The organism is Mesorhizobium sp. P3_A9, assembly GCF_056402975.1.
Genome location: NZ_JBFUGJ010000213.1, coordinates 1 through 10,487, shown reverse-complemented (window position 1 = coordinate 10,487; position 10,487 = coordinate 1). Strand labels below are relative to the sequence as shown.

Below are 10,487 nucleotides of genomic sequence, written 5' to 3'. Positions count from 1 at the left end.
GGATCAGCCTTCAGATAGGCGATGACATTGGCGATGTCGTCGTCATTGGTCAGGCCGCCAAAAGCCATTTTGTTGCCGGGAACCTTGAGCTTGGGCGCCCTGAGATATTCAGCAAGATTTGCCTCGTCCCAGACGAGACCGTTCGCCCCGGCACTCTTCATTGCCTCTGAATAATGGCCAAGGAAGCTCTCGGCTGTACCGGCGGTGCGGCCGACGACACCCAGCAAATGCGGGCCGACCTTGTCGCGGTCGCTGGCTGCTTCATGGCAGGCGATGCAGCGGTTGAAGACGTGCTTGCCCTGCACGGGGTCGCCGCCGGCGTGGGCGGCAATGGAGGTGGCAAGGAGAAGAAGGCTGGCTGAGGAAATGGCTCGAAGCATGGCTGACCCCGGGGAGCTCTGGCTGACGGCCTTATAGGACCAAGCCCTTAACAAACGCTGCATCGTGGCGGATTGGCAAGGCCTGGACGACGATCTCAGGCCTGTTGCGCGAGGTCGCGGCGCAGGAAATCGTGCAGCCGATCGACCGCCGGTGTCGTCGACAGCGGGTTGCGCAAAATGCCGATTTCGAGATCCGGCAGCACGGGAAGCCCTTCATTGCCGCCGATGATGCGCAGCGATGGCGGCACGCTGCGTTGAGCGAGACCCGCGACCGCAAGCCCGGCCTGCACCACCGCGATCAGGCCAAGCAGCGAGGCGCTGGAATAGGTGCAGCGATAGGATCGGTCGGCTTCGCCAAGCGCCTGCAGGACGTTCATTCTAGCGGCGCAGCCGGGCTCGAACAGCGCGACGGGCAGGGGATCGGTCTGCCATGCGACATGGTTTGGCGAGGCGACCCAGACGAAGCGTTCCAGACGAATCACCTCGAGCGCCTGCTCCGGCAAACGGGTGACGATCGCCAGATCGAGCCGGCCTTCCGCCAGGGTTTTCACCAGCGCGGTCGACTGTTCGCAGATCAGTTCCACCGTCACCAGCGGATGATCCTCGGCGAAGCGTGAGAGCACGGGCGGCAGCAGGAAGGCGGCATAGTCGTCCGGTACGCCAAGGCGCACGCTGCCCGTCTCCTTCGGCCGGGTGACGCTCGCCCAGGCCTCGTCCGACAGCTTCAGCAGCCGGCGCGCATAGATGAGAAAGTCCTCGCCGATGGCGTTGGGGGTAACCGTTCTCGGTCCCCGCACCAGAAGCTGGTTGCCGACCATCTCTTCCAGCCGCTGCATCTGCATGCTGACCGCCGACTGGCTGCGGCCGACCCGCGGTGCCGCATTGGACAGGCTGCCACTCTCGACGACGGCGACGAAGGTTTTCAGCAAATTGAGGTCAAGCGGAGCAGCCATGGTGCTATCAGCATATCGAATAGCTAGGTCCAAATCTATTCGCTTGTTTGAAAGCTATGCTGCTGGCCAGATGGGTCTCGCCTGTCCGAGGCATAGTCCCGAGGGATTTCGATGAAGGACCTGCCAACCTCCCGTTTTCCGGCCGCGAGCCTGGCCTTCGCGATGACGATCGCCGGCACGGTTGGCGCCTTCGTGACGGAAGCGGGGCTGCATCCCGTGACGATCGTGTTCTGGCGCTGCGTGTTCGGCGCCATGTTCCTCGGCGCATGGTGCTTTCTGCGTGGTTATCTGCCAGACCGCACCCTGTCCTTGACCCGCCTGGCGCTGGCAGCACTTGCCGGCGCCTGCATGGTGCTGAGCTGGACGGCCTTTTTCGCCGGCTTCGCCATGACGTCGATCGCCACGACGACGATCGTCTATCACGTCCAGCCGTTCTTCGTGGTTATCATCGGCGTGGTCTTCCTCAAGGAGCGTATCTCGCTCGACCAGATCCTGTGGATGCTTGGCGCGTTCCTTGGCGTCGTGCTGGCCAGCGGGCTGGTGGTTTCGCATGCACAGGCCGGCACGGCATGGGCGCTGGGCATCGCGCTGACGCTGGTCGCAGCGCTGCTCTACGCAGTGGCGACCATCCTCGCCAAGGGCCTGGGCCAGCAGCGCGCGGAGGTCACCGTGCTTTGCCAGACGATCGTCGGGATCGTCATGCTCGCCCCTTTCGCCGGGATCGGCGAGCCTGTTCCCGCGCATTCATGGGGCTGGCTGGTCAGCATCGGCGTGCTGCACACCGGCATTGCCTATGTGCTGATGAACTCGGCCTTTCCGCGCCTGACGACGCCGGTGATCGGCATCATCACCTTCATCTATCCGGTCGTTGCCATCATCATCGACTGGGCGATTTACGGGCATCCGCTTGGACCGGCGCAGGCCGCCGGCATGGTGCTGATCGCCGTGGCGACGCTCGGTGTCCGGCTGGGCTGGCGGTTTCCGCTATGGCGTGTCGCGGCCGCCTGACGCGGATCGGGGCTCAGGATTTCATGAAGCCGATGAAATCGTCGGGCGCGGCGCGGCCCATTTCTTCTTCCCAGTGGCGGCGGCAGAGCGAAACATAGACGTCCTTGCCGATCGCCACCTGTTCGCCCTGGCGGGCCACCTTGCCGTCGGCGCCGAGGCGCACGACCATTGTTGCCTTGCGGCCGCAGCGGCAGATGGTGCGCACCTCGCGCAGATCGTCGGCGATCGCCAGCAGCGCGCGCGAGCCTGAGAACAGCTTGCCCTGGAAATCCGTGCGCAGGCCGTAGCACATGACCGGAATGTTCAGCCGGTCGGCGATGCGGGCCAATTGCCAGACCTGCTCCTCCTCGAGGAACTGCGCCTCGTCGACGAAGACGCAATGCACCGTCGTATGGTCGTGATGCTCGGCGACGCGGGCGAACAAATCGTCGCCGTCGCGGAACATCTCGGCCTCGGTCTCCAGCCCGATGCGCGATGAGATCAAGCCGCTGTCGCCCTTGCGGTAGTGACCGGCGACGAACAGCATCGTCGTCATGCCGCGCTCGCGATAATTGTACGACGCCTGCAAGAGCATCGTCGTCTTGCCGGCATTCATCGTCGCGTAGTGGAAATAGAGCTTGGCCATGCCGCTCTTTTAAGCCGACTTGGCCCAAGGCGGGGAGGGGTCGCCGCCGCATTCCCCTGAAAAAGCCGGCTCTCCCGTGTCTGGCAAGACAAAAGCGTCAACCGTGTCGCTGATTGGCCAGTCCGCGCCGTTGATCGTGATTGCCTTGACGCTTGAATCTACACGAGAATGGTGTTTGGCTGACAAAACAAGGCGGGCAGAGAAACCGTAACTACGCTTCGCCAAAGAATCACAATGGGAGACTAACTATGTCGCGTATGAATTCCTTCGCCGCCGGCCTCGGCCTGGCGGCTTTGTTGTCCACGAGCGCTGCCTTTGCAGGTGACGCCGCAAGCTGCAAGACCGTGCGTCTTTCCGATGTCGGCTGGACCGACATCCAGGCGACCACCGGGGTTGCCTCGGTGCTGCTCACCGCGCTCGGCTACGAGCCGAAGGTGATCCAGCTGTCGGTGCCCGTGACCATGGCGTCGCTGAAGAACAAGGATCTTGATGTCTTCCTCGGCAACTGGATGCCGTCGATGACCAACGACATCAAGGACTACACCGCCGATGGCTCGGTCGAGACCATCAGCACGAACCTGACCGGCGCCGGCTACGGCATCGTCGTGCCGACCTATGTCGCGGATGCCGGCGTCAAGTCGCTGACCGACCTTGGCAAGTTCAAAGACAAGTTCAACGGCAAGATCTACGGCATCGAAGCCGGCAATGACGGCAACCGCATCATCCTCGACATGATCAAGAATCCCGCCGACAAGCTCGACGGTTTCGAACTCGTCGAGTCCTCGGAGGCCGGCATGCTGACGCAGGCCGAACAGTCGATGAAGAACAATGAGTGGATTGCCTTCCTCGGCTGGACGCCGCATCCGGTGATGGGCGCCATGAAGATCACCTATCTCGACGGCATGGGTGACAGCGGCTTCGGCGCCGCCACCGTGTTCACCAACGTGCGCAAGGGCTACACCACCGAATGCCCGAATGCCGGCAAGCTGATCGCCAACCTCAAGTTCAATCTGGATATGGAAGGCCAGATGATGGACGCGATCCTCAAGGGCGGTGATGCCACTACCGTTGCGACCGACTGGCTGAAGAAGAACCCGGGCGCGGTTGCTCCCTGGATCGCCGGCGTGACCACCTTTGACGGTGGCGACGCGGCAGCGGCCATCAAGACCGCGCTCGGAAGCTGAGCCGACTGAATTCGGCAAGGCCGAACCAGGAAGGGCAGCCATCTTAGAAAAGGCTGCCCTTTTTCATATCCTGTGACAAGATGACGTTGCGCGAGCCGAGAGCAGGACGGCTCCTGGACGAAGAGGGGTGAGATGGATCCGATTTCGCAATTCATGGTCGACCACAAGATTCCGATAGGGGCCTGGGGAAAGGCGTTCTTCGGCTTCCTGACCGACAATTTCGACACCATCTTCAGGGCCTTCTCCAATGGCCTCAATTTCCTTCTCGACGGGCTGGTCAACATCCTGCTGATGGTGCCGCCGGTGGTGCTGGCGCTGGTCATTGCTGTCGTCGCCTGGCTGCTCCAACGTTCGCGGCCGCTGGCCATCGGCGTATTCCTCGGCCTGATCTTCATCATCAACCAGAACCTGTGGAAGCAGACGGTGCAGACCCTGGTGCTGGTCGTTGCCGCAGCCGCCATGGCGATGGCCATCGGCGTGCCGCTCGGCATCTGGGCGGCGCACAAGCCGAAGGTCTACCGGATCATGCTGCCGGTGCTCGATTTGATGCAGACGCTGCCGACCTTCGTTTACCTGATCCCAGTGCTGACGCTGTTCGGACTCGGCAATGCGCCCGGCCTCATCGTCACCATCATCTTCGTCATTCCGACCGCGGTCAGGCTCACCCATCTCGGCGTCGTTTCGGTGCCGAAGTCGATCGTCGAGGCCGGCGAGGCCTTCGGCGCCACCAAGAGCCAACTGTTGTGGAAAGTCGAATTGCCCTCGGCGCTGCCGACCATCATGGCCGGCCTGACGCAGTCGATCATGTTGTCGCTGTCGATGGTGGTGTTTGCAGCGCTGATTGGCGCCGGCGGCCTCGGCACCGAAATCAACCGTGCGCTTGGCTCACGCCGCATCGATCTCGGGCTTGAGGCGGGGCTCGCCATCGTCGTGCTCGCCATCGTGCTCGACCGGATGACTAGAATTGCCGTTGGAGGCAAGAAATGACCGTCGCCGTTGATTTCAGGAATGTCGATATCGTCTTCGGCGCCGATCAGGCTGGATCGCTGGCGATGATCGACAAGGGTGCCACGCGCGCCGAAATCCTCGAGAAGACCGGCAATGTGCTGGGCTGTGCAGGCGCCAGCCTGACCGTCAACGAGGGCGAGATTTCCGTGCTGATGGGCCTGTCCGGTTCGGGCAAGTCGACGCTGCTTCGGGCCGTCAATCGGCTGAACGTGGTGTCGCGTGGCCAGGTGCTGGTCAAGGACGGCGACAAGACCGTCGACGTCGTCACCTGCGACGAGGCTACCTTGCGGCGGCTGCGGCAGAAGCAGGTGGCGATGGTTTTCCAGCAGTTCGGCCTGCTGCCGTGGCGCACGGTGGAAGAAAATGTCGGCCTCGGTCTCGAACTTGCCGGCGTGCCGGAGGCGGAGCGCAAGGAGCGCGTGCAACGCCAGCTCAAGCTGGTCAATCTCGACCAGTGGTCGAAGAAATACGCGCACGAACTGTCGGGCGGCATGCAGCAGCGCGTCGGCCTTGCCCGAGCCTTCGCCACCGAGGCGCCGATCCTGTTGATGGACGAGCCGTTCTCGGCGCTCGACCCGCTGATCCGCACCAAGCTGCAGGATGAATTGCTGCAGCTGCAGGCCGAGCTGAAGAAGACCATCATCTTCGTCAGCCACGATCTGGAAGAGGCGCTGAAGATCGGCAGCCACATCACCATCATGGAGGGTGGCCGCATCGTCCAGACCGGCGCGCCGGAAGACATCGTGCTGCGCCCCGCCAACGATTACGTCCGCGACTTCATCGCCAATGTGAACCCACTCTCGGTGCTGACCGCCTGGAACGTCATGCGCGACCGCCGAGACCTCGAGGAGAGCACGGACGGCTGGGTGTGGCTCGACCGGCGCAAGACGACGCGCTTCAAGATCGACGAGCACGGGCTGGTGGCAGCGGCCGAACGCGACGGCAAGCCGGCGGTGTGGGTCTCCTGCGCCGATGTCGAGTCCCAGTCGGAGGAAGCAGCGCAAGTGTTCTGGGCCAATCCGGGCACCTCGCTGAAAACCGTCATGCTCGCCATGCACCGCTCGCAGACGGCACCGGTGGCGCTGTTCGACGACCAGTCGCGGTTTGTCGGCGCCATCGGTATCAGGGATGTGCTGAGCGCCGTGCTGCGGCGGTAAGGCGCCGCGCGTCTACTTCAGGCCGCCAGCGGCAGTCGTAGCTCCGTCAGCAATCCGCCATCCGGGTGGTTGGACAGCCTGATCTCGCCGCCGGCGGCGCGCGCTATGTTGCGGGCGATGGTGAGGCCGAGGCCAAGGCCGCCGGTCTGGCGGTTGCGCGACTGTTCGAGGCGCACGAAGGAGCCGAACACGGCATCGATCTGAGCCTGCGGTATGCCCGGTCCTTCATCGCGGATGGTCAGCGTGATGGTGCCGTCCGAGCGGTGCAGGCTGAGATGCGCCTTCTTGCCGTAGGTGACGGCGTTCTGCACCAGATTGGTGACACAGCGTTTGAGCGCCACCGGCCGTGCGATGCAGATCAGGCCGCGAGAACGGGTATCGTCATTGTCGAACGAGACCTCCGGATAGGGGTCGGCGATCGATTCCACGAGCGACCAGAAGTCGATGCGCTCGGTCTTTTCCTCGTTGACCTCGAAAGTGGCGAAGTCGATCACCGAACTGGCGATGCTCTCGACATCGGCAAGATCATGCGCCAGCGCCTCACGAACCGCCGATTTGCGCAACAGTTCGAGCCGCAGCCGCATGCGGGTCATCGGCGTGCGCAAATCATGCGCGAGCGCGGCGGCAAGATGCTCGCGGTCCTCGACATATTCGCGCAGCCTCGCCTGCATGGCGTTGATTGCTCTCGCGGCAGCTTGAACCTCGCGGCTGCCCGACTCGGCGATCGGCGGGCTCTTCAAATCCTTGCCGATGCGGTTGACGGCGGTTTCCATCATCCGGTAGGGCGCCGTCAGCCGGCGCAGCGACCAGATCGACATGATCACCACCAGGCCGGCAATCAGCGAATAGAGCGGCAAGCTGTCGAAGCTCAGGATCGGGCCGACAGGCGTGATCGGTTCGGTGAAGTTCAGCCACTGGCCGTCAGCGAAGCGCAGCGAGGCGGTCAGCTTGTCGCTCTGGGCGAAATCGGCGGCCAGCACCAGAAGGTCGCGTTCGACCTGGCCGACATCGGGACCGGATACGGCGCCGCTGGCGTCGTCGGCCTCGCGCGTCGCCGGATCGCGCCGCACGCGCGCGTCGGTGACGCCGAACTTCGACAACCGGCCGACGAGGATGTCCTCGAGTTCGGCCAGCTCATCGTCGCCCGCGATCGAGGAGGTGACGGCGGGCGTGTCCGAGACGGTAAGGGCGTAAGTCGCGTTGAACAGGCCCGCCGCGGTTGCCTTGCGCTCCTCGGGCGTGGCGCTGCTCATCAGCTGCACCAGCGAGAAGGCGCGGTCGTTGAGGCGGTAGAGGTCGACCACATCGTTGGCGGCGGCACGGTCGCGAGAGACGATGTAGAGGGTCGCGACCTGGCTGATCAAAAGGCCTGATATGACGATCAGCAGCACCCAGACAGGCAAGGTCTGCGGCAGGAAACGTCTCATTCGGAGGTCGTCTCAGGCAGGAACTGGTAGCCGCCGCTGCGCACCGTGAGGATCAGTTTCGGTGTTTTCGGGTCATCTTCCATCTTGCGCCGCAGCCGGCTGACCAGGATGTCGATGCTGCGGTCGAAGGAATAGTCGCTGTCGCCGCCGGAGAGTTCGATCAGCTGGTCGCGGGTCAGCACGCGCTGGGCGCTCTTGACGAAGGTCTGCAGCAGGTTGAATTCGGCCATGGTCAATTCGACCCTGACATCGTCGGGAGCGGTCAGCCTGCGCCGCGAACAGTCCATCGTCCAGCCGGCGAAATGGTAGATCTGCTTGGTGCTGGCGCGTTTCGGCTCGGCGGCACCATTGCGCCGTAGCACGGCGCGGATGCGGGCCAGCAGTTCGCGCGGATCGAAGGGTTTGGGCACGTAGTCGTCGGCGCCCATCTCCAGGCCGACCACGCGGTCGGTTGTCTCGGTGACGGCGGTCAGCATGATGATCGGCGTCGTATACTGGGCGCGCAGGTCGCGGCACAGTTCCAGCCCGCTCTTGCCGGGCAACATCACGTCGAGCACGATGAGATCCACCTGCGCGCGGCGCAGGATGGTCTCCATCTCGATGCCGTCGGCGGCAACCGAAGTGTGCAGGCCCCGCTTCTGGAAGAACTCCTGAAGCAGGTCGCGGATGCCCTTGTCGTCATCGACGATCAGTATGTGTGCGTCGGATTTCACGAGCTGCCCTGTTTGGTTGCCGGCCAAGTATTCTGGCTGGTGAGCCACACGATAGAATTCGGGCCATATGTTGGCCAGTGCCTTGGATTTCAAGGGAGAACGAATTCCACCTGCTCCACATGGAAAGCTATGGCCTCTTCGCGGCGCCCCGGCCAGACACAATCCAGAAACAAAATTCTACAATCGGGAAAAACTCCTGAAAAGGTAGGGCGGCATAACGGTGCCGTGGCGGTCAGGTTATCGGCTGCGACGCTAATCTCCGGGTTCACGGAAAAACCGATGCCAAGCTTGTCGATCAGTCTGTTGGGTGCGTTGCTGGGCCTTGGCCTGGTCACTGCCGCTGTCGGCCAGTCGGACGCAAAGGCGCCGCTTACCCGGAGCGAACGGTGCGCCAATCTCAGCCACCAATTTGATGAAGCCCTCGAAACCCATGCCACGGCAACGCAGGTCACCGCGGCAAAGGCACTTCAGAGAAAGGGCAACCGGTACTGCGCTGCCAAGAAACAGGCGCAGGGCATCCGGATGCTCGCCAATGCTTTGAAGCTGCTTGGAGTGACACCGAACGACCCGGTCCAGTGACACTCAAAATCGACCCGCATAAAAAGGAAATGAAAGCCATGAAAAAGTCCATCCTGTCCGCCACCGGTCTCGCCGTCGCTCTCGCTTTCGCGATGCCGGCTCTCGGCAATGCCGCTGCCACCACGACCGCTGCTCCGGCTGCTGCTGCCACCACGACCACCCCGGCTCCGGCTGCTGACGCCACCGCCAAGCCCCCGGTGAAGAAGGTCGTCAAGAAGGTCAAGCACAAGAAGGCCCCTGCCAAGAAGACCGTGAAGAAGGCCAAGCCCGCGGTTGCTCCGAAGGCCTGATCCAGGTCGCAAGACAGATTTCTATCAAGGCCGCTCCAGCCGCAACTGGCTGGGGCGGCCTTCTGCCAGGCACCCGATCGAGCGGCTGAACACCGGCGGCTCACAGCCAGCCACCTCGATCTGACTTAACCCGTTTTCAACGCCGGCCGTGTAGGACAATCCGCATGAAGAAGCGGCTTTCGTCCATTTTGCGTTCCATGGTGATTGGCGGCCTCGTGGCCACCGGTGTCGCCAGGGCGCTGATTCTGCTCACCGCCAGCCCCGTGCCCGACCCTGCCAGTGGCCGCACCGAGCCCTCGCTGTTCGCACCGATAATTTCCAGCAACTGGGACTACATTACGCCTGTCCAGGCGTGGCTGCTGATCGTGCTCCTTGCCGTGACGCTGGTCTGCGTTGCCGGATGGCCGATCGCGGCGTGGCTGGAACGCCGGGCGGATGCCGCCGCGCATCACCGCGTCTTCGGCCGCCAGGGCCGTTGAACCTCGCCCGACAATTCCCCACATGATTGTGAATGACCGGGCTCTCCGCGCTGAGGGTCTGCACGCCAATCAAAATGGACGATCGCTGCCGCCCGTGGCAAAATGCACGGTGAAGCCCGATCGCGAAACTGTCGGTTCCAATGCCTGAAATCACCACAAAACCACGTACCAAGGTCAAGCCGCAGACCGAGCGGCCGAAGCTCTACAAGGTCATCCTCATCAACGACGATTTCACGCCGCGCGAATTCGTGGTGACGGTGCTGAAGGGCGAGTTCAAGCTCAGCGAGGACCAGGCGCACCGCGTCATGATCACCGCGCACCGGCTCGGTGTCTGCGTGGTCGCGGTGTTCACCAGGGATGTCGCCGAAACCAAGGCAACGCGGGCCACCGACGCCGCCAAGGAGAAGGGCTATCCCCTGCTGTTCACGACGGAGCCGGAGGAGTGAAGAGGGTTCTTCCCTTCTCCCCTTGTGGGCCTGTTGTGTAATTGCAGCAGAGCGCGGATGAGAGCGGGATTGCGGGAATATCGCCCGTATTCGTGAGTTCTTGTGTCTGGTTTGGAATTTCGGGCGGCGGTTCGGCCTCGTGGGGCCGGACTGCGGGCGCACCTATCCTGTGATGGCGGCCCATCGGCGCATGTTGAAGGCAATCGCCGCTAACGTCACCTGGGCAGTGGCTTTGGCC

Annotated in this window: 13 protein-coding genes; 8 read left to right on the top strand and 5 right to left on the bottom strand. The window is 63.1% G+C overall.

Annotated features, from left to right (window positions below):
- Both AC1DX0_RS23880 and AC1DX0_RS23875 read right to left on the bottom strand, forming a co-directional pair.
- On the bottom strand, positions 1-380 hold a 380-nt coding region (locus tag AC1DX0_RS23880), incomplete at its 3' end, for a c-type cytochrome (protein ID WP_477357061.1).
- 95 nt (positions 381-475) lie between these two features.
- The gene (locus tag AC1DX0_RS23875) at positions 476-1,333 is read right to left on the bottom strand and encodes a LysR substrate-binding domain-containing protein (RefSeq protein ID WP_477219812.1); all 858 of its coding nucleotides are present in this window, start codon (positions 1,331-1,333) and stop codon (positions 476-478) included.
- 111 nt (positions 1,334-1,444) lie between these two features.
- Between AC1DX0_RS23875 and AC1DX0_RS23870 the strand changes: the two genes are divergently transcribed.
- On the top strand, positions 1,445-2,341 hold the full coding sequence (locus AC1DX0_RS23870) for a DMT family transporter (RefSeq protein WP_477219811.1): 897 nt from the start codon (positions 1,445-1,447) through the stop codon (positions 2,339-2,341).
- A gap of 13 nt (positions 2,342-2,354) precedes the next feature.
- Here the strand turns inward: AC1DX0_RS23870 and AC1DX0_RS23865 are convergent, their stop codons facing one another.
- Positions 2,355-2,966 (bottom strand): thymidine kinase, encoded by a 612-nt coding sequence (locus AC1DX0_RS23865; RefSeq protein ID WP_027044004.1) that lies wholly within the window; start codon positions 2,964-2,966, stop codon positions 2,355-2,357.
- A 248-nt stretch (positions 2,967-3,214) separates the two neighbouring features.
- Here AC1DX0_RS23865 and AC1DX0_RS23860 point away from each other — a divergent pair, with 248 nt between their 5' ends.
- The 3 genes from AC1DX0_RS23860 to choV all read left to right on the top strand — a co-directional run bounded on the left by AC1DX0_RS23860 (position 3,215) and on the right by choV (position 6,315).
- Positions 3,215-4,150, top strand: a complete 936-nt coding sequence (locus AC1DX0_RS23860; RefSeq protein ID WP_477219810.1) for a choline ABC transporter substrate-binding protein — start codon at positions 3,215-3,217, stop codon at positions 4,148-4,150.
- Between the two features lie 132 nt (positions 4,151-4,282).
- Positions 4,283-5,137, top strand: a complete 855-nt coding sequence (gene choW, locus AC1DX0_RS23855; protein WP_477219809.1) for a choline ABC transporter permease subunit — start codon at positions 4,283-4,285, stop codon at positions 5,135-5,137.
- Positions 5,134-6,315 (top strand): choline ABC transporter ATP-binding protein, encoded by a 1,182-nt coding sequence (choV, locus tag AC1DX0_RS23850; protein WP_477219808.1) that lies wholly within the window; start codon positions 5,134-5,136, stop codon positions 6,313-6,315. The genes choW and choV overlap by 4 nt, the downstream gene beginning before the upstream one ends.
- Before the next feature lie 17 nt (positions 6,316-6,332).
- Here the strand turns inward: choV and AC1DX0_RS23845 are convergent, their stop codons facing one another.
- Positions 6,333-7,742 carry an ATP-binding protein gene (locus tag AC1DX0_RS23845; protein ID WP_477219807.1) on the bottom strand — a complete coding sequence of 470 codons (1,410 nt, stop codon included), beginning with the start codon at positions 7,740-7,742 and terminating at the stop codon, positions 6,333-6,335.
- Complete coding sequence (locus AC1DX0_RS23840; RefSeq protein ID WP_477219806.1) at positions 7,739-8,455, bottom strand: response regulator; 717 nt, start codon at positions 8,453-8,455, stop codon at positions 7,739-7,741. Before AC1DX0_RS23840 ends, AC1DX0_RS23845 begins: the two co-directional genes overlap by 4 nt.
- Positions 8,456-8,734: 279 nt before the next feature.
- Between AC1DX0_RS23840 and AC1DX0_RS23835 the strand changes: the two genes are divergently transcribed.
- The 4 genes from AC1DX0_RS23835 (at position 8,735) to clpS (ending at position 10,249) form a co-directional block, all read left to right on the top strand.
- On the top strand, positions 8,735-9,034 hold the full coding sequence (locus AC1DX0_RS23835) for a hypothetical protein (protein WP_019860700.1): 300 nt from the start codon (positions 8,735-8,737) through the stop codon (positions 9,032-9,034).
- A 38-nt stretch (positions 9,035-9,072) separates the two neighbouring features.
- Positions 9,073-9,324 (top strand): hypothetical protein, encoded by a 252-nt coding sequence (locus AC1DX0_RS23830; protein ID WP_477219805.1) that lies wholly within the window; start codon positions 9,073-9,075, stop codon positions 9,322-9,324.
- Between the two features lie 164 nt (positions 9,325-9,488).
- Entirely contained in the window at positions 9,489-9,803 is a 315-nt protein-coding gene (locus AC1DX0_RS23825) for a hypothetical protein (RefSeq protein ID WP_027044010.1), read from the top strand.
- A gap of 140 nt (positions 9,804-9,943) precedes the next feature.
- The gene (gene clpS / locus AC1DX0_RS23820; RefSeq protein ID WP_477219804.1) at positions 9,944-10,249 is read left to right on the top strand and encodes an ATP-dependent Clp protease adapter ClpS; all 306 of its coding nucleotides are present in this window, start codon (positions 9,944-9,946) and stop codon (positions 10,247-10,249) included.
- Positions 10,250-10,487: the final 238 nt, after the last annotated feature.

Excerpts from the sequence above, each read along its gene's own strand:
- AC1DX0_RS23865 (WP_027044004.1), bottom strand. The coding sequence starts at position 2,966 with ATGGCCAAGCTCTATTTCCACTACGCGACGATGAATGCCGGCAAGACG.
- AC1DX0_RS23825 (WP_027044010.1), top strand. The coding sequence starts at position 9,489 with ATGAAGAAGCGGCTTTCGTCCATTTTGCGTTCCATGGTGATTGGCGGC.
- AC1DX0_RS23845 (WP_477219807.1), bottom strand. The coding sequence starts at position 7,742 with ATGAGACGTTTCCTGCCGCAGACCTTGCCTGTCTGGGTGCTGCTGATC.
- AC1DX0_RS23875 (WP_477219812.1), bottom strand. The coding sequence starts at position 1,333 with ATGGCTGCTCCGCTTGACCTCAATTTGCTGAAAACCTTCGTCGCCGTC.
- clpS (WP_477219804.1), top strand. The coding sequence starts at position 9,944 with ATGCCTGAAATCACCACAAAACCACGTACCAAGGTCAAGCCGCAGACC.
- choV (WP_477219808.1), top strand. The coding sequence starts at position 5,134 with ATGACCGTCGCCGTTGATTTCAGGAATGTCGATATCGTCTTCGGCGCC.
- AC1DX0_RS23870 (WP_477219811.1), top strand. The coding sequence starts at position 1,445 with ATGAAGGACCTGCCAACCTCCCGTTTTCCGGCCGCGAGCCTGGCCTTC.
- choW (WP_477219809.1), top strand. The coding sequence starts at position 4,283 with ATGGATCCGATTTCGCAATTCATGGTCGACCACAAGATTCCGATAGGG.
- AC1DX0_RS23830 (WP_477219805.1), top strand. The coding sequence starts at position 9,073 with ATGAAAAAGTCCATCCTGTCCGCCACCGGTCTCGCCGTCGCTCTCGCT.
- AC1DX0_RS23835 (WP_019860700.1), top strand. The coding sequence starts at position 8,735 with ATGCCAAGCTTGTCGATCAGTCTGTTGGGTGCGTTGCTGGGCCTTGGC.
- AC1DX0_RS23860 (WP_477219810.1), top strand. The coding sequence starts at position 3,215 with ATGTCGCGTATGAATTCCTTCGCCGCCGGCCTCGGCCTGGCGGCTTTG.